This window comes from Candidatus Rhodobacter oscarellae, assembly GCF_001078595.1.
Taxonomy (GTDB): Bacteria; Pseudomonadota; Alphaproteobacteria; order Rhodobacterales; family Rhodobacteraceae; genus Rhodobacter_B; species Rhodobacter_B oscarellae.
On sequence record NZ_LFTY01000002.1, the window covers coordinates 3,107,225 to 3,124,991 of the forward strand.

Annotated in this window: 15 protein-coding genes; 8 read left to right on the forward strand and 7 right to left on the reverse strand. The window is 65.1% G+C overall.

Annotated features, from left to right (window positions below):
- Window positions 1–43: 43 nt before the first annotated feature.
- Window positions 44–1,969, reverse strand: a complete 1,926-nt coding sequence (dnaK, locus tag AIOL_RS19555; RefSeq protein ID WP_049644522.1) for a molecular chaperone DnaK — start codon at window positions 1,967–1,969, stop codon at window positions 44–46.
- A 253-nt stretch (window positions 1,970–2,222) separates the two neighbouring features.
- On the opposite strand from dnaK, the gene AIOL_RS19560 reads away from it, so the two are divergent.
- On the forward strand, window positions 2,223–3,161 hold the full coding sequence (locus tag AIOL_RS19560) for a TRM11 family SAM-dependent methyltransferase (RefSeq protein WP_152912604.1): 939 nt from the start codon (window positions 2,223–2,225) through the stop codon (window positions 3,159–3,161).
- A gap of 393 nt (window positions 3,162–3,554) precedes the next feature.
- Here AIOL_RS19560 and AIOL_RS19565 read toward each other — a convergent pair whose 3' ends face one another.
- Window positions 3,555–4,307, reverse strand: a complete 753-nt coding sequence (locus AIOL_RS19565; protein ID WP_082152696.1) for a MipA/OmpV family protein — start codon at window positions 4,305–4,307, stop codon at window positions 3,555–3,557.
- A 64-nt stretch (window positions 4,308–4,371) separates the two neighbouring features.
- On the opposite strand from AIOL_RS19565, the gene AIOL_RS19570 reads away from it, so the two are divergent.
- Window positions 4,372–4,998, forward strand: a complete 627-nt coding sequence (locus AIOL_RS19570; protein WP_049644525.1) for an alpha-ketoglutarate-dependent dioxygenase AlkB family protein — start codon at window positions 4,372–4,374, stop codon at window positions 4,996–4,998.
- Window positions 4,999–5,181: 183 nt separating this feature from the next.
- Here AIOL_RS19570 and AIOL_RS19575 read toward each other — a convergent pair whose 3' ends face one another.
- Window positions 5,182–7,584: a GcvT family protein gene (locus tag AIOL_RS19575; RefSeq protein WP_049644526.1), complete on the reverse strand. Its 2,403-nt coding sequence runs from the start codon at window positions 7,582–7,584 to the stop codon at window positions 5,182–5,184.
- 355 nt (window positions 7,585–7,939) lie between these two features.
- On the opposite strand from AIOL_RS19575, the gene AIOL_RS19580 reads away from it, so the two are divergent.
- Window positions 7,940–9,454, forward strand: a complete 1,515-nt coding sequence (locus AIOL_RS19580) for a trimethylamine methyltransferase family protein (RefSeq protein WP_049644527.1) — start codon at window positions 7,940–7,942, stop codon at window positions 9,452–9,454.
- Window positions 9,455–9,663: 209 nt separating this feature from the next.
- Here AIOL_RS19580 and AIOL_RS19585 read toward each other — a convergent pair whose 3' ends face one another.
- From AIOL_RS19585 to AIOL_RS19595, 3 genes are all read right to left on the reverse strand, one after another.
- Window positions 9,664–10,488 (reverse strand): C40 family peptidase, encoded by an 825-nt coding sequence (locus tag AIOL_RS19585; RefSeq protein ID WP_049644528.1) that lies wholly within the window; start codon window positions 10,486–10,488, stop codon window positions 9,664–9,666.
- Complete coding sequence (locus AIOL_RS19590; protein WP_049644529.1) at window positions 10,489–11,874, reverse strand: leucyl aminopeptidase family protein; 1,386 nt, start codon at window positions 11,872–11,874, stop codon at window positions 10,489–10,491.
- Window positions 11,875–11,942: 68 nt separating this feature from the next.
- A complete protein-coding gene (locus AIOL_RS19595) occupies window positions 11,943–12,320 on the reverse strand; it encodes a hypothetical protein (protein ID WP_049644530.1) in 378 nt (125 codons plus the stop codon).
- Window positions 12,321–12,462: 142 nt separating this feature from the next.
- On the opposite strand from AIOL_RS19595, the gene AIOL_RS19600 reads away from it, so the two are divergent.
- Both AIOL_RS19600 and AIOL_RS19605 read left to right on the forward strand, forming a co-directional pair.
- Window positions 12,463–13,113, forward strand: coding sequence for a carbonic anhydrase (locus AIOL_RS19600; RefSeq protein ID WP_049644531.1), 651 nt, complete (start codon window positions 12,463–12,465; stop codon window positions 13,111–13,113).
- Window positions 13,114–13,175: 62 nt separating this feature from the next.
- Window positions 13,176–13,709 carry an SRPBCC family protein gene (locus AIOL_RS19605; RefSeq protein ID WP_049644532.1) on the forward strand — a complete coding sequence of 178 codons (534 nt, stop codon included), beginning with the start codon at window positions 13,176–13,178 and terminating at the stop codon, window positions 13,707–13,709.
- Between the two features lie 200 nt (window positions 13,710–13,909).
- On the opposite strand, the gene AIOL_RS19610 is transcribed toward AIOL_RS19605, so the two are convergent.
- A complete protein-coding gene (locus AIOL_RS19610) occupies window positions 13,910–14,197 on the reverse strand; it encodes a YggT family protein (RefSeq protein ID WP_049644533.1) in 288 nt (95 codons plus the stop codon).
- Between the two features lie 223 nt (window positions 14,198–14,420).
- Between AIOL_RS19610 and AIOL_RS19615 the strand changes: the two genes are divergently transcribed.
- Genes AIOL_RS19615 through AIOL_RS19625 form a run of 3 tightly spaced genes read left to right on the forward strand, consistent with a single transcriptional unit; the run spans window position 14,421 to window position 17,589 of the window.
- Window positions 14,421–15,809 (forward strand): MFS transporter, encoded by a 1,389-nt coding sequence (locus AIOL_RS19615; RefSeq protein ID WP_049645562.1) that lies wholly within the window; start codon window positions 14,421–14,423, stop codon window positions 15,807–15,809.
- Entirely contained in the window at window positions 15,788–16,738 is a 951-nt protein-coding gene (gene mepA, locus AIOL_RS19620; RefSeq protein ID WP_049644534.1) for a penicillin-insensitive murein endopeptidase, read from the forward strand. Before AIOL_RS19615 ends, mepA begins: the two co-directional genes overlap by 22 nt.
- The gene (locus tag AIOL_RS19625; RefSeq protein ID WP_049644535.1) at window positions 16,711–17,589 is read left to right on the forward strand and encodes an esterase-like activity of phytase family protein; all 879 of its coding nucleotides are present in this window, start codon (window positions 16,711–16,713) and stop codon (window positions 17,587–17,589) included. Before mepA ends, AIOL_RS19625 begins: the two co-directional genes overlap by 28 nt.
- Window positions 17,590–17,767 lie beyond the last annotated feature (178 nt).

Here is a 17,767-nt window from a genome sequence, read left to right on the forward strand (position 1 = left end):
GGCGCGGATTTCCCCACACCGGCCCATGGCTGTTTCACAGCGTCTAGTCACGCTTGTTTTCGTCCAGGTCCTCGAAATCGGCGTCCACGATGTCGTCATCCACGCCGCGCGGCTCTTCACCGCCGTCGAAGTCTTCGGGCTCAGCCGCGCCGGATTTCTCCTGCTCGGATTTATAGATCGCCTCGCCCAGCTTCATCGCGGCCTCGGTGACGTTCTGGATGCCGGATTTGATCTTGCCAGCGTCCTCGGTCTCAAGCTGGTCCTTCAGCGCGGCGATGGCCAGCTCGATGGCCTCGATCGTGGTCGGGTCGACCTTGTCGTTATGCTCTTCCATGGACTTCTCGGTGCCGTGGATGAGGCTCTCGGCCTGGTTCTTGGCCTCGACGAGCTCTTTGCGGTCCTTGTCGGCCTCGGCATTCGCCTCGGCGTCCTTGACCATCTGGTCGATCTCGTCGTCGCTGAGACCGCCGGAGGCCTGGATGGTGATCACCTGCTCTTTGCCGGTGCCCTTGTCCTTGGCGCTGACCGACACGATGCCGTTGGCGTCGATGTCAAAGGTGACCTCGATCTGCGGCAGGCCGCGCGGCGCGGGCGGGATTTCTTCCAGGTTGAACTGGCCCAGGATCTTGTTGTCCGCGGCCATCTCGCGCTCGCCCTGGAAGACCCGGATCGTCACTGCGTTCTGGTTGTCCTCGGCGGTCGAGAAGATCTGCGACTTCTTGGTCGGGATCGTGGTGTTGCGGTCGATCAGGCGGGTGAAGACGCCGCCCAGGGTCTCGATGCCGAGGCTCAGCGGGGTCACGTCCAGCAGCACCACGTCCTTGACGTCGCCCTGCAGCACGCCGGCCTGGATCGCAGCGCCCATGGCCACGACCTCGTCCGGGTTCACGCCCTTATGCGGCTCTTTGCCGAAGAAGTTGGTGACCTCTTCGATCACCTTCGGCATCCGGGTCATCCCGCCGACCAGCACGACCTCGTCGATGTCGCCGGTGGACAGCCCTGCGTCCTTCAAAGCGGCCTTGCAAGGCTTGATCGAGTTCTTGATCAGGTCGCCCACCAGGCTTTCCAGCTTGGCGCGGGTCAGCTTCATGACCATGTGCATCGGGGTGCCCGAGTTGGGGTCCATCGAGATGAACGGCTGGTTGATCTCGGTCTGGGACGAGCTGGACAGCTCGATCTTGGCCTTCTCGGCGGCCTCCTTGAGGCGCTGCAGGGCCATCTTGTCCTTGGACAGGTCGACCTGGTGCTCTTTCTTGAACGCGTCGGCCAGGTACTGGACGATGCGCATGTCAAAGTCCTCACCACCCAGGAACGTGTCCCCGTTGGTGGATTTCACCTCAAACAGGCCGTCGTCGATCTCAAGGATGGTGATGTCGAAGGTGCCGCCGCCGAGGTCGTAGACCGCGATGGTCTTGGTCTCTTTCTTGTCCAGGCCGTAGGCCAGGGCCGCCGCGGTGGGCTCGTTGATGATGCGCAGCACTTCCAGGCCGGCGATCTTGCCCGCGTCCTTGGTGGCTTGGCGCTGGGCGTCGTTGAAATAGGCCGGCACGGTGATCACGGCCTGGGTGACGTCCTCGCCCAGGTAGCTCTCGGCGGTCTCTTTCATCTTGCCCAGGATGAAGGCGCTGATCTGGCTGGGCGAATACTTGTCGGCGTTCACCTCGACCCAGGCGTCGCCATTGCCGCCGTCTACGATCTCGTAGGGCACGTGCTTTTTGTCTTTCAGAACCGCCGGGTCGTCCGAGCGGCGCCCGATCAGGCGCTTCACCGCGAAGACGGTGTTCTCTGGGTTGGTGACGGCCTGGCGCTTGGCGGGCTGGCCGACCAGGCGCTCGTTATCCGTGAAACCCACGATGGAAGGGGTCGTGCGCGCGCCCTCGGCGTTCTCGATAACGCGGGGCTGCGAGCCGTCCATAATGGCGACGCAGCTATTGGTGGTCCCCAGGTCAATCCCGATGACTTTGGCCATTCGTATAGTCCTCTCTTAACGGCGATACATTGGGGCGCGGCCCGTTGCGGCACCCAGCCCCTATCCCAACAATTACGCGAGGATCACATCCCCGCGAGGCTTCTCGGCGTATATAGGGAGGCAAAATACCCCCTGCAAGCCGCACGGGGGCGCAAAAGGCGTGTTTTTTTGGGCGTTCTTGCGCCGCAGCGCGATGTGTGAAACGGCACGCTAAGGGTTGGAAGAGTAAGGATTAAGAAAGGATGAAGGAATCGTGCCGAAATACGCCCTCTTGATCTCGCCGCGCGCCGAGGCCGCTTACTTCCACCAGGCCGCCGAGGTTGCGTTCGCAGAGCTGTCCGGGGCCGTGGATGTGGCGCCGGAGGTGCTGAGCCATGGTGACATGCGCTTTTTGGTGGTGGACGTCGCCGAGGGCGCGCTGCCGGGACTGCTGCGGCTGTCCTTTGCCCAGGGCGCCTTCGCGATCGAAGGCGATGCGATGCTGCCCGTGGCGCAGACGCCCGGTTTCCACCTGCACCCCGATTTCGTCTGGGGTGAGAAGTATCGCGGCAAAACCAACGAGACGCTCACGCAGCTCTTGATCAATCTCGCGCTGCAGCAGGTGGACCGCCCGGCGGAGGAGCTGACGCTCCTCGATCCTATGAGCGGGCGCGGCACGACCTGCCTCTGGGCGATGCGCTATGGGATGCGCTCTGTTGGGATCGAGCAGGACAAGCAGGCGCCGGTGGACATCCAGCGCGGGCTGAAGAAATGGACCAAGCTGCACCGGCAGAAGCACAAGCTGAGCGAGGGCTGGGTGCAAAAGGTGAATAAGCGCGGCGCGGGCAAGTACCTGGAATTCGCGGCCGAGGGCGTCTCGGCGCGGTTCATCACCGGTGACACGGTGGCGGCGCGCGACCTCTTGCAACGCAAGCGGTTCGACGTGATCGCAACGGATGTGCCTTACGGGGTGCAGCATCAGGGGCGGGGCCAGCGCAGCGCTTTGGAGGTGTTGTGCGAGGCCGCGCCGGGCTGGGCGGAGAGCCTGGCACCCGGCGGGGCCATGGCGATTGCGTTCAACAGCTACCAGCCAAAGCGCGTGGCGCTGCTGGAGGCCTTCTCGGGGCTGGGCCTGGAAGAGGTGCCCGTCGCGGTCGCGCATCGGATGAGCGAGTCGATCCTGAGGGACGTGCTTTTGCTGCGGCGCGGCTGACCGGGCTGGGGCGGATTGTCGCGAAAGGACATGTTTTGCGTGGATTTTAACGAACCATTAACCGGGGAGCGCGACAGATGAAAATGGGTGGGCACCGAAGGTGCGTTTCTTTGAGACGGTTCCCCAACCACCGCCCATTTATGGTGTTCCGATTCGGGCTAAGATTTCCCTAAGAAACACAGCAAAAAGAAACACTGCAATAAAACCCGCCGCAAAAACCGCGTAAATCGTGGAGCGCCAAATCACGCGTTTCGATTGCAGCTATGCGTCGATAGAGGCGGCGCGTCGGCCGGGCAGGACCCGCTTGTTGCTTACACCGCGAGGCCCCGGATCAGATCCGGGCCGGGTGTCTCAAAGCCCTCCGCCACTCATCGCAGCCGACAGGTGCGCTGCCTACTGGAACGTGTAGCTCAGCCCAAAGCTCAAAACCCCCTGGGTCTTGCTGGACACGATCGGACTGTCCGCGGCCTCTCCGACAAGCTGCGTGATGCCTAAGGCGCCTGACACGGACCATTCATCGCTCAATTGATAGCTGGCAAACACCGACAGGCCTATGTCTCGCAGGCCGCCGCCTGGGTTATAGGCCGCAAGGCCAGAGGGGCTGCCAGCCCCCACAAAGAACGCGCTGTCCATCAGCGCGTCGTCGGCATAGACGACCGAGGCGCGCGCGCCGGTCACCCAGTCGCCGCTCAGCCGGGTGAGGCCCAAGGATGCCTCGACCAGCAATCCGTCATGCCCGCCGGAGACGCCTTGCAGCGCCTCCAGTCGCGGCCCGAGAAACGTGCCCTCGGCCACAGGGAACCCCAGCTCAACGAAACCGCCGAGCATCAACGTGCCGTCCACCTCTGGCAGCGCGCTCACCGCGGCGCTGTCAATCCGCGATGGATCCCGACCGCCATCCCAGCGCAGCACGGGCCCTGCGTCCAAACCGCGCCGTGACACCAGATCGACCTGCACTGCAGGGCCGCGGCTTTGCACCTCCACCTCGCCCAGGCTGAAGGCAAAGGAGGGCGTGACGATGACGCGGTAGTCCTCGGCGCCCGCGTATTGCGGAACGAGCGCGGCGCCGAGCCCGACCCGCGCGGGATCCGCCTGGGCCTGAGCGGCGGCACCCGTGATCAGAAACACCGTGACCCATGTTTTCATATCGCTCTTCCCGTTTCGGAGGTTGCCCTTGGTACGCGCGGCGCGGCGCGCTAGATCACTCTCTATGGCCTTTGTCCCACATACTCCCAAGCCCAGCCTAACGATCCGCGGCTTCGCGCTGTATCAGGAGCTGATCTTGCCGGACGCGCAGGCGGCGATGGCCAAGGACCTGCGAGAGCTGGTTGCCGCCGCGCCGCTTTTCTCGCCCGAGACGCGCTGGGGCAAGAAGATGTCCGTCCAGATGACCAGCGCGGGGAAATACGGCTGGTACTCGGACCGGCGCGGGTACCGCTATGAGCGGCGCCACCCCTCGGGCAGCGCGTGGCCGCCGATCCCGGCGGCGATCCTGGAGCTTTGGCACCAAGTGACCGGGCTCGACCGCGCGCCGGATTGCTGCCTGCTGAACCTCTACCGGGGCGCCGCCAAGATGGGCCTGCACCAGGACCGCGACGAGGCGGATTTCTCCTTCCCCGTGGTCTCGGTCTCGCTGGGCGATGACGGGCTGTTCCGCATCGGCAACACGGAGCGCGGCGGCAAGACCGAGTCGATCTGGCTGCGCTCTGGCGATGTGATGGTGATGGGTGGGGAGGCGCGGCTGACCTATCACGGGCTCGACCGCACACGCCCGGGCTCGTCGTCCCTGTTGCAGGGCGGCGGGCGGATCAATCTCACGCTGCGGGTGGTCGACTAAGCGCTGCTGGTTGAAAGTGGCGGCGCCGCCAGATCTCCGCGGGGGCCCGGGTATGGTCGCCCTTGCCCCTTGAATGGGTCCGGGGTGGTTTTCCCCGTATCGCTACCCGCCCTGCACCTTCATCAGGTGGTCTTTGGGCCGGAAAGTCATTTTGCGCGCGGGCTGGGTTATCGCAATTCGTGGTTACGATTTGGTAAGCATACCGTTCGGATCATAGGGCCCGGCGGCGATGATCTTGGCAGGGACCTGCCTGCCGATCACATCCACGGATAGTGCGGTGCCCTCCGCCGCAAGGGCCGGTTCAACGAAAGCATAAGCCAGGTTCAGCCCCGTGCGGTGCCCCCAATCACCGGAGGTGACGGTGCCCACGACCTTGCCGTCCAGCACCACGGATGCGCCGGGATGCGCCGGAGCTGCGCGCGTGTCCAGGGACAGGGTGACCAGCTTTTTCCCCCTCTCACGCCTGGTTAGAGCCTGTTTCCCGTGAAACTCCTTGTCCATTTTCACGAAGCGCTCCAGCCCTGTCTCGAACGGGTCGAACTCGGTGAGGATGTCGGCCTTCCAATGCAGGTAGCCCTTCTCAAGGCGCATCGACTCCACCGCGCGGGCACCGAAGAGCTGCATCCCAAGCGGTTTGCCCGCCGCGCGCAGCGCAAGATAGGCGGCGTAAAGCTGGTTGTTGGGCACGTGGATCTCATAGGCCAGCTCACCCGAAAAGCTGACCGCCATGACAACCGCCGGGGCGATCCCGATGAAGGCCTCGCGGATGCTGAGCCAGGGGAAGGCATCGGCCGACCAATCCCCGCGAGAGGCGCGCGACAGGACCTGTCGCGATCCTGGACCGGCGAGCAATAGGATCGTGTAGTCGTTGGTCAGGCTGGAAAGCGTCACGCCCTCGGGCGCATGCGCCCTTAGCCAGTCCATGTCGTGCCACTCGGCGGCGGCGGCAGAGCCAAGCCAGATGCGCCCATCCGGCAGGTTCGCGACCGTGACCTCGGACTTCAAACAGCCCTGGTCATTCAGCATGTAACCCAGCCCGACACGTCCGGGGCGGTGCTGAACGCGCCCGCAGATCATATACTCAAGGTAATCGCGCGCCGCAGGCCCGCCGACCTCGATCCTGTTAAAGCCGTTCACCTCGGTAAGCCCGACATTGGTCTGCACGTTTGCGACCTCGGCGGCGACCACGTCGAAGGCCTCGGTAAAGCGGAAGCTGTGAGTCTCGGAGAACTCGGCGCTGGGCTTGATGTAATCGACCCTCTCCCAGCCGTTCACGGTGGTGAACGCGGCCCCCTCGGCGGCAAGCACCGGGGTCAGGGGCGTGGTCTTTACGGGGCGGCCCGCGGGGCGGTGCTCATGCGGGAAGTGGAACCGGAACTCGTTCTGATAATCCTCGATCGCCTTCAGCGCGGTCAGCTCGTGATTGCCATGCCCGGTGAAGCGCCGCGGATCGAGGCACCAGGTGTCGTAGACCGCCTCGCCATGCACGATCTGCTGCGCCAGCAGCCAGCCATGCCCGCCGCCCTCGCCCAGCCCGGCGCGCAGCCCGATGATGCAAAAGGCATTGCGCTTGCCCGGCACGGGGCCAACCAAAGGCGCGCCGTCGATTGTGTAGGTGATCGGGCCGTTCACGATGGTCTTTATCCCAGTCTCCGCCAGCACCGGCATCCGCGCAATCGCGCCCTCTAGAACGTCACTAACCCGCTCTAAATCGTCCGGGCAGAGGTCCATCGTGAAGCTCGGCGATATGCCATCCATCCCCCAGGTCTTGCAGTCCTGCTCGTAGAACCCAATCAGCAGCCCGTCCTTCTCCTGGCGGCAGTAGTAATCGCTGATCGGGCAGCGCAGCAGGGGGATGCGATGCCCGGCATCGCGCACGGCTGGGATGGCGTCGGTGATGAAATACTGATGCTCCATCGAGGCGACGGGGTGATGCACGCCCATCAGCGCGCCGATCTCGTTGCAGCGGTAGCCGCCGGCGTTCACCACGACCTCGGCGTCGATATCGCCCTGCTCGGTATGCACCGTCCAGGAGTGGTCCTTGTGCTGGGTTAGACCCGTTACCGGGTTGTGGCGCACCACTTCGGCGCCCGCCTTGCGCGCCCGGCGGGTCAGCGCGGCGCAGAGCTGCGCGGGGTCGATATGCCCGTCCTCGCCGTCCCAAAGCCCGCCGATGAGGTTCTCGGTCGAGATCAGAGGGTTGCGGCGCTGGCATTCGGCGGCGTCAAGCACCTCGTATTCCACGCCCATGCCGCGGGCCATCGACGCGAAGTGCCGGTACCCCTCCATGGTGCGCGCGTCATTGGCCAGCCGGATGCCGCCATCGCCGTGGTTGTAGCCCACCGGGTAATCGGGGTCGTCGCGCAGCTCTTTGTAGAGCGCGATAGAGTGGCTCTTGAGCCCCACCATCGTCTGGTTCATGCCGAAATTGGTCACCTGCGCGGCGGAGTGCCAGGTGGTGCCCGAGGTCAGCTCGTCCCGCTCGATCAGGACCACATCGGTCCAGCCCTCCTGAGTCAGGTGATATAGGGTCGAACAGCCAGCGATTCCGCCGCCAATGACAACCGCGCGGGTGGTGGATTTCATCGCGTTAGCCTCCGTATCTGCGCCCTAGAACGTTGCAATTTCGCGCCCCGGTCAAGCGCGTTCGCGACGCGTGGCGCGAGTTTCATGTTTCGCGAAAAGCGGGTTTGGGAAAGGTGCGGGTGGCGCCTGGGCGTGGCGGAAGCTTTGAAAGCTTCCGCTCCGATTTCTTCGTAAGAAATCGGCGCCGGCCTCAACGGCTTGACCGGCATACAAGTTATCACACCCGCCCAAGGGCAATCACCAAGGATGCGTCTGGGACGAGGCGCCTGCCGCCTATGCCCAGGCCTGCGCGGCTGCGGCAGGGGGAGGTCGCAATTGAGATAGCGGCGCGCCCCACGATCTGGTTGCTGGGCCTATGGCACGAGCAACTTCAAAGCGGGGCGGCGGGCGCGCGGCGCGGGTCGCGCAGCGGGCGGCACCGCCGGTGATCAATCCCGCGCCGCCCGGACCGATCGGCGGCCAGTACCGGCCTTTGTCCGAGGCCGACTGCCAGGCGGTTCTGGACATGGCCCTGCGGCTCTTGGCAGAGCTGGGCATGGGCGAGGTGCCGGATAGGCTGGCCGATCTTCTCATCTCGAAGGGGGCGCGGTCGCAGGGCGACCGGATCCTGCTGCCAGAGGCCCTAGTTCGAGACTGTATCGCCCTAACTTCGCGCAAGGTGACCCTGCATGGCAGAGACGCCGCGCGCTCGGTCACTATCGGCGGCGACGCGGTGCATTACGGCACGGGAGGCGCAGCGGTGCAGGTGCTGGACTTGGAGACCGGGCAGTACAGGCCCTCGACGCTGCGCGACCTGCATGACTTCACGCGCCTGCAGGACAAGCTGGAGAACATCGCCTGGTTCACCCGCTGCTGCATCGCTACGGATGTGGCGGATAACTTCGAGCTGGAGGTGAACACCGCCAACGCCCTGCTGCGCAACACGACGAAACCCGTGGCGATGTCGTTCACAATGGGCGACTACGTGGCGCCCATCGTGGAGATGTTCGACATCGCGGGCGGCGGCAAGGGGTCCTACGCGGCGCGGCCCTTTGTGACGGCGCATGTCTCGCCGATCATCTCACCGCTTAGGTACGGCGAGGACGCGGTGGAGGTGGCCTTTGCCTGTGTCGCGCATGGCGTGCCCATCGCCTGCCTGATCGCGGCGCAGGCGGGGGCGACGGGCCCCGCGCCCTTGGCGAACTTTCTGGCGCATTCCCTGGCCGAGACCCTGGCGGGCCTGGTGATGATCCAGTGCATGGGGCCGGGCCACCCGATGATCTTTGGCAACTGGCCCTTCGTGATCGACCTGCGCACCGGGGCCTTCGTGGGCGGCGGGGCCGAGACCGCTTTGATGAATGCTGCCTCGGCGCAGCTCAGCAACTGGTTGGGCCTGCCCTCGGGCGTGGCGGCGTCGATGACCGACGCCAAGGTGCCGGACGCGCAGTTCGGTATGGAAAAAGGCGTGACGGCGCTGGCCGCGGGGCTGGCGGGCGGCAACATGATCTATGAGAGCGCGGGCATGATGGCGGCGCTGATGGGCGCCAGCTTTGAGGCCTTCGTGCTGGACAACGACATGATCGGGCATCTCTACCGCGTGCTGCGCGGGATCGAGATGGAGGCGTTGGATTTTGGCGCGATCCGCGACGCGGTGCTGGGCGAGGGGCATTTCCTGGGCGGGCCGGACACGATGGCCGCGATGGAGCGGGACTATTACTACCCCGCCCTGGCCGACCGGGAGGCGCCGCGCACCTGGGAGGAGGCCGGGGCATTGGACGCGCGCGACCGTGCCAAGGCGAAGGCGCGGGAGATTCTTATGCAACATGACCCGCGCTATCTGCGCGCCGCACAGGAGGCCGAGATCGCGCGGCGGTTCAATATATTGCAATGAGACATTGCTGGGGTACGCAGGCAAATCTCTTGCAAGAGATTTGCGAAACTCTTCCAAGAGTTTCGGGTCGACACCGACCACAACGCCCTAATGCGCTTTGATCTGCACCGCGCGCGGCGCACTTTCCTTGAAAGGAAAGTGGCAAATCTCTTACAAGAGATTTGGTTCCGCCAAGCCAATGAGTTCATACGTAGGATCGAGCGCGCGCTCTATGGCGCAACCAATCTGCGCCGCGACGTCACCGGCCCGTCGCCTTGTGCCTCGATGCGGTGGATGGCCTGCTCGGCGGGCTCATAGGCCACGGCCATATGGTGCGCATTGGCATGGATTAGGGTCTGTTCGTCCACCGCAATCGCCACATGCCCCTTCCAGAACAGCGCATCCCCGCGGGCCAGGTCGCCTCCGGCCTCCGGGAAGGCGTTCTCTTGCAGATCGCTGTCGCCGGGGCAGTCTATGCCGCACCCCAGGCACGCTGCCTGCACCAGACCAGAGCAATCTATCCCCGCCACGGTGTTGCCGCCCCAAAGATACGGCGCGCCGAAGAAAAGCTGCGCCACGGTCACCGGGTCGGAAAAGCGGCGCTCCAGCGGGCGCAGATGTGGCTTGGGCACGTAGGTGCCCTGCGCGGTCTCGTAGAATTTTGGCATGTGGCTGACGGTTTGCAGCTGGGCGCCAAAGTAAAGCGGATGCGCCTGCGGGGCCTTAATGTCGGGCTCTGTGTAGGCATGGCCCGCGAGTGCTCCGACCCAATGGGTCGCCTGGGCCGGGCCGGCAAGCGCCTCGGCCGGGAGATAGCCAACATAGCCGTCTTTGGCGGCCTGCACAAAGCGCATGCCCTCCAGCTCGTCATACACGGTGACGGCGTCGCCCTGCACAAGCTGCCGGTCGCGGGGCCCGCCGGGTGCGCGCAGCAGATCAACCACCGGCACGGCCACTTGGCGCGGCACGCCGTCGGTGAAGTGCTCGGCCTCTACCAGGCCGCGCAGGTGGCTGGCCGCGACGCGGCCATTGGCCGGTGTGGTGCGCGGGTCCACCTAGAGGTCCAGAAGCTGCGGCAGCGCCTCGAGCACCGCGCGTGCGCCCTGGCCAACGCCCCCCAGCGGGCGCGCGGGGGCGGGTTTGGGCTGCCAGCCGTAGATGTCGAAATGGGCGTATTGCGCCGAGTCAGAGACGAAACGCTTTAGAAACAGCGCCGCGGTGATCGACCCGGCAAAGCCGCCCTTGGGGGCGTTGTCGAGATCGGCGATGGCGGGCTCGATCATGGGCTCATAGGGCGCGTGAAAGGGCATCTCCCAGACCGGATCGGCGGCGGCGCGGCCGCCCGCGCGTATAGCATCGGCCAGCCCGGGTTCCGAGGCGTAAAACGGCGCCAGATCCGGCCCCACAGCCACCCGCGCCGCGCCCGTCAGCGTGGCCATCGAGATCATCAGATCCGGCGGCGTCTCGTCCGCCAGCGCCAGGGCGTCGGCCAGCACCAGCCGACCCTCGGCGTCGGTGTTGTTGATCTCGACGCTCAGGCCCTTGCGCGAGGCCAGCACGTCACCGGGGCGGAACGCCCCGCCGCTGACCGCGTTCTCGACCGCGGGGATCAGCACCCGCAGCCGCAGCGGCAACGCAAGCGCCATGATCATATGCGCAAGACCCAGCACAGCCGCGGCGCCGCCCATGTCCTTTTTCATCAGCCCCATCGAGGCGCCCGGTTTGAGGTTCAGCCCGCCGGTGTCAAAGCACACGCCCTTGCCGACCAGCGTCAGCGCGGGGCCGCTGCCGCCCCAGGTGATGTCGATCAGGCGCGGCTCCCGCGCGGCGGCGCGCCCGACGGCGTGGATCATGGGGAAGTTCTGCGCCAGCAGGTCCTCGCCCCGGATTACCGACATCTTGGCGCCGTGGCTCTTGGCCAGGGCGCGCGCGGCGTCCTCTAGGTCGCCCGGCCCCATGTCAGCGGCCGGCGTGTTGATCAGGTCGCGGGTCAGGGCCTCGCCCGCCGCGATCGTCTCTGTTCGGGCCGCGTTGACGCCTTTGGGCGCCTTCAGGCGTGCGCCCGAATCGCGGGCGGGTTTGTATCGCTCAAAGCGGTACTGCGCCAAGAGCCAGCCGAGCGCCTGCTCGGCGGGGTCGAGGCCGGCCATGCCGCCCTCGATATGGTAGTCGCCCTTGGGCAGGCGGGCCTGCGCCTGGGCCAGTGCGAAGCGGTGGCGCGCCCGGTCCTGCGCGCCGCCGACCCCAGCCACGGCGGCGCTGACAACACCATCGGCGCCGGGCAGGGTTGCGACCTGCCCAAAGCCGCCGTTGAACCCAGTCTCGGTAAGCCAGGTCTGCACGGCGGCTGGCTGGCTGGCGCTCCAATCAGCGAATTCTTCGCTGGAAACGACAAAAAGCGGCCGTGATGCCGCGTCTTCTTGGCTGAATTTTAGGCTCATCGGGCGTCCTTAAACTATGTCTGCCCAAACCTAGCTGCCTGGGCGCTGCCCGCAAGTGGCCACGCGCGTCAGATCGTCAAATCCTCGCGGTCCCACATGGCGATCAGGGATTGCTCGCCCACGCGGCGCATGCGCGCGGTGGTGGCGGCAAGAGCCGGAACATCGCCCCGCTCGGACAGCATCGTCACGTCCTTGGCGACGCGCGCCAGGCGCACCATGCCGGTGCGCTCGGCGAGCCCGTTGACTTGCTGCGATGTGACCTGCAGCGTCTCTAGGTCGCCCGCCTTCAGCAGGGTCCCCGAGTATTGCAGCAGCACGGCAAGATCTTCCATCGCCGCGCAGATGGCGACCTCGGCTTTGCCGTGCCCAAGTTGGACGCACATCTCGTCCAGAACATCAGTGTTCAGTGTCACGGCCTCTTGCGGCCGGATCTGGCTGACACGCATAGGAACCTCACCCCTAGTTTCCCTCGATAGACGTGCATACTGCATAGGCAAGGCGAAGAATTCGTTGATCCGGATGGCGAAAATACCTCGAATTTCCCGAAATTGCTCGCTAGATGGCAGCGAACGCTAGAGAGGATCCGCCATGTCCGTCGTAAAACCCCTGCCCAACTACCTGGTCCAGCGCTATCGCGGATGGAAAGCCACGACCTATGACAACAACAAGGCCTGGTACCGGCATCTGTCGAACGAGGGCCAGCACCCCCGCGCGATGATAATCTCTTGTTGTGACAGCCGCGTGCATGTCACGGCGATCTTCGGCGCCGATTCGGGCGAGTTCTTCATCCACCGCAACATCGCCAACCTGGTCCCGCCCTACGAGCCGGATGGCGGCCGCCACGGCACCTCGGCGGCGGTCGAATACGCGGTGACCGCGCTTAAGGTCGCGCATATCGTGGTGGTGGGGCATTCAAGCTGCGGCGGCGTCAAGGGCTGTCACGACATGTGCTCGGGCCACGCGCCCGCGCTGGAGGAGCCCACCAGCTTTGTCGGACGCTGGATGGACGTGCTGCGCCCCGGCTACGAGCGCGTGAAGGACATCGAGGACGAGGCCGAGCGCGTGCGGGCGCTGGAATACGAGGCCGTGAAGACCTCGATCGACAACCTCATGACCTTCCCGTTCGTGAAAGAGTCGGTGGAGTCGGACCTGCTGACGCTGCACGGGCTGTGGAACAACATCGCCGAGGGCGCGCTGGAGCAGCTTGACCCGAAGACCGGTAGCTTCGTGCCCGTATAAGATGTGCGACTCGGCTGCGCATGTTATGATCCCCAAATGTAACGTCATTTGGAGTATCAATCATGCGCATTTTGCTACGTCTTTTGACTGGAATCGTCCTGCTGGTGGCGGTCCTCGCCCTGGGGTCGTTCTTGCTGCCGCGCGAGGTCGCCGTGGCCAGGTCCGTCACCATTGACGCGGCGCCGGAGGCCGTGTTCCCGCACGTGAACTCGCTGCAGAAGACCGAGGCCTGGTCGCCCTGGATGCAGCGCGACCCAGAGGTCAAGCTGGACTATGCCGGGCCAGAGGCCGGCGTCGGCAACAAGATGACCTGGGCCAGCGAGGACCCGCAGGTGGGCAATGGCACCCAAGAGATCACGCTGAGCGTCGAGAACGAAAAGGTCGAGACCGCGCTTGATTTCGGGCCGATGGGCACCGCCAAGGCGTCGTTCACCCTCGCCGCCGCCGGGGAGGGCACCGAGATCACCTGGGGCTTCGTCACCGACACGGGCTACAATCCCATGGCGCGCTACATGGGCATGATGATGGACCGCTGGGTCGGCGCGGATTACGAAACGGGCCTGGGCAACCTCAAGTCGCTTGTCGAGGGCGGCTAGGGGTCGCTTGGTGGAGGGCGCTTTCCGCGCTTTGCGCTGCGACACACCCGCGCTGGGGAAAGAAATTAAACGATTTCTTAACCCGGGAGCGAAACCCTAAATTTGGGTGGGAAACCTCGGTTTCGAGCCGCGGCTCCCACCCGGATCCATGATCCGGGGCGAATCGCTAATATTCGATGAATTTCTGCGGGATCGACGCCCTAAAGCGCGAAATACAGCCGTGGGATGATGATATCCCGCGCGATGATGATGCCGATGAACACCACCAGCGGCGCCAGGTCCAGCGGCCGGGTGTCCGGCAGCACGCGCCGCACCGGCTCGTAGACCGGCTCTAGCAGGCGATTCAGCCCCGACCAGATCTGGTAGACCAGGGGCTGGCGCACATTCAGCACGTTGAAATTGATCAGCCAGCTCATGATGATGTGCACGATCATGATGAAGAAGGCCACGTTCAGAAGAAGCGCGAGAATTTCGAGTATGATGCCCATCAAAGCATGCTCCGGTTAGCTTGGGACGTAGTTAGGCACCCGCGCCAGCGGTGGCAAGGTGTCGTGCAACTCTGTGCGCTTTCTAATGGCTTACTGCGCCGCAAGAGTAAGCATCTGATTAACATCTTGTGATCTTCCGCGGCGTCAGTCCCCGCTTGGGCAAGTTATCATTGCGCGCTCAAGCGCTTCACTGTCATAATGATCCCAAATGGGGGATGAGAAGATGGCAACCATCAGTGCGCGCAAGCGCATCTGGGGCTGGATGATGTTCGACTGGGCGACACAGCCCTTCTACACCGTCCTGCTCACATTCATATTCGGTCCGTATTTCGGGCTTGTCATGGCAGAGCATTTCGCCGGCCAGGGGCTAGAGCAGCAGGCCGCCGAGGCCCGCGCGCAGTCAAGCTGGGCGACGATGCTGACCATCACCGGGCTCTTCATCGCCTTCACCGCGCCCGTCCTGGGCGCCATCGCCGACACCCGCGACCGCCGCATCCCCTGGATGGTGCTGTTCTCGCTGGTCTACATCGCCGGCACCTACACGCTGTGGCACATGGTGCCGGACGGCTCGGCGATGATGCTGACGCTGATCGCGTTCGGGATCGCGATGGTCTCGGCCGAGTATATGCTGGTCTTCATCAACTCCATGCTGCCGACCCTGAGCAAGTGGGAGGATATCGGCGAGCATTCCGGCAACGGGTTTGCGCTGGGCTATGCGGGCGGGGTCTTGGCGCTTTTGCTGGTGCTGGTGCTGTTCGCCGAGCAGGGCAACGGCAAGACGCTGATCGGGCTGGACCCGGTCCTGGGGCTGGACGCGGCGGCGCGCGAGGGCACGCGCGCGGTGGGGCCCATCACGATGGTCTGGTTCGTGATCTTCATGATCCCGTTCTTCTTGTGGGTGCGCGACCCGGTGCGGCCCAACATCACCGGCAGCGTGGGCGACGCGCTGCGCCAGCTTGGGCGCTCCATCGCGGGGGTGACCAAGAAGCCCAGCCTTTTCGCTTATCTCGGCTCTTCGATGTTCTACCGCGACGCGCTGAACGCGATCTACGGCTTTGGCGGCTTCTACGCGGGGTTCGTCCTGCAATGGGAGATCACTCTGATCGGCATCTTCGGCATCGTCGGCGCGGTCAGCGCGGCGCTGTTCAGCTGGCTCGGCGGCAAGATGGACCGCCGCTTTGGCCCGAAACCGGTGATCGTGGTGAACGCGTGGATCCTGATCGTGGTCTGCATCGTGATCCTGAACATGACGCGCGAGAGCTTCTTTGGCATCGCATTGGCCGAGGGGTCCGGGCTGCCGGACGCGATGATGTTCATCCTTGGCGCGGCGATCGGCGGCGCGGGCGGCTCGATCCAGGGCGCCTCGCGCACCATGATGGCCCGCCACGCGGACCCAGAGCGGCCAACGGAGGCCTTCGGGCTCTACGCGTTCTCCGGCAAGGCCACGGCGTTCCTGGCGCCTGCGCTGATCGCCGCCTTCACCACGATCACGCAGAACGCGCGGCTCGGGTTGGCGCCGGTGGTTGTGCTCTTCATTATTGCGCTGGTTCTGTTACGCTGGGTTGACCCAGAGGGAAGCGGGAACCGGCGATGGTCAGGGCATTCGGGCTAGTACTAGGTTTGGCATGCGTGCTGGTCGCCTGCGGCGGTGATCGGGGCGCGCCCACCAAGGCGGTGGCCCCAAAGGCGCCGCCCAGGGCCGCCTCGCCAGAGGTGCTGCAGGCCGCGGGCATCGACAACACCGTGCTGGCCAAGGCGCTGTTTGGCGCCAAGGGGACGGGCTCGGCACAGCCCGCCGCGCCCTATGGCGGCTACGCCAAGGGATGCTTGGCGGGGGGCGTGGAGCTGCCCGAGACCGGCCCGACCTGGCAGGCCATGCGCCTGTCGCGCAACCGCAATTGGGGGCACCCGGACACCATCGCCTATATCAAGCGCCTCTCGGCCAAGGCGGCGGCGCAGCCCGGCTGGAACGGGCTTTACATCGGCGATATCAGCCAGCCGCGCGGCGGGCCAATGCTGACCGGGCATCGCAGCCACCAGATCGGGATGGATGTCGACATCTGGATGAAGCCCGCGCTGAATTTGACCCTAACCCGCCCGGATCGCGAGAATATCTCGTCGATCTCGACGCGCCGCGCGCGCGGCGCCTACACCAATGACAATTGGACCCGCGCGCATCACGAGATCCTCAAGGCCGCCGCCAGCGATCCCGCGGTGGCGCGGATATTCGTGTTCCCGGGCGCCAAGGTGCAGATGTGCAGGGACGCGCGCGGCAACCGCGACTGGCTGCGCAAGATCCGGCCCTGGTGGGGGCATCACTACCATTTCCATGTGCGGCTTAGCTGCCCCAGCGGCGCGGCGGGCTGCGTGGACCAGGCGCCGATGCCGCCGGGCGACGGCTGCGCGGATGCGGAAAGATGGGTGCAGGACATCCTGAACCCACCGCCGCCAGACCCGAACGCTCCGCCGCCCAGGCCGCGCCGCGAATACGTCATGTCCGATCTGCCTCAGCAATGCGTCAGCGTACTGTCCTCGCGCTGATCCTGTGCGGCCTGTTGGGCGCGGCCCAGCTGGCGCGTGCAGAGCTGGTCCATGTCGGTAGCTTCACCTGGACCAGCGGCGCCGAGGGCTTTGGCGGCTTCTCCGGGCTGGAAGTGGACGAGACCGGCACCAGCTTCATGGCGGTGTCCGACAAGGGGTACATCTCGACCGGCACATTGCGGCGGGAGGCGGGGCGAATTGCAGCGGTCGAGCAGGCCAATCTGCGCCCCCTAAAGGACGACGACGGCAGCGCGCTGGATCGCTACGAGGTGGATGGCGAGGGGCTGGCGCTGCGCGCGGATGGCAGGCTCTATGTGTCCTTTGAGGCGGTGCACCGGGTCTGGACCTACCGCGATCCGGGGTCAGAGGCCGCCTGGCTGCCCCGGCACCACAGCTTTAATGCGCTCCAGAACAACTCGTCGCTCGAGGCGCTGGCGATTGGCCCCGACAACGCGCTTTACACGCTGCCCGAACGCTCCGGGAAGTTAGAGCGCCCCTTCCCGGTCTATCGCTACAAGAACGGGGCCTGGACGATCCCCTTTACGATCCCGCGCCGCGGGCAGTTTCTGCCGGTGGGCGCGGATTTCGGCCCCGATGGGCGGCTCTATCTGCTGGAGCGGCACTTTACCGGGCTGCTTGGGTTCATGTCGCGGGTGCGCAGCTTTGCGGTGCAGGGCAAACGGATATTGGACGAGCGCGTTCTGCTGAGCACGCCAAGCGGAAGGCATGACAATCTGGAGGGCATCGCGGTGTGGCGCGACGCGCAAGGGGCGCTGCGGGTGACGATGATCTCGGATGACAATTACCGGTTCCTGCAGCGGACAGAGTTCGTCGAGTATCGGTTGGAGTAGCGCCGATACATGAGCGGCGTTCATGGATCGTTTACCAGAATCGGCCATGTTTACCGCATCTTGATCCCTAAAAGGCTCCGACACGCCATGTTCCGACGCGCCCCTATACCTGCCCGCCTGCGTTAACGCGAAATTAGCGCGAATCGCCGGAGGATAGGGGAGGGTGGACGGGGGATTT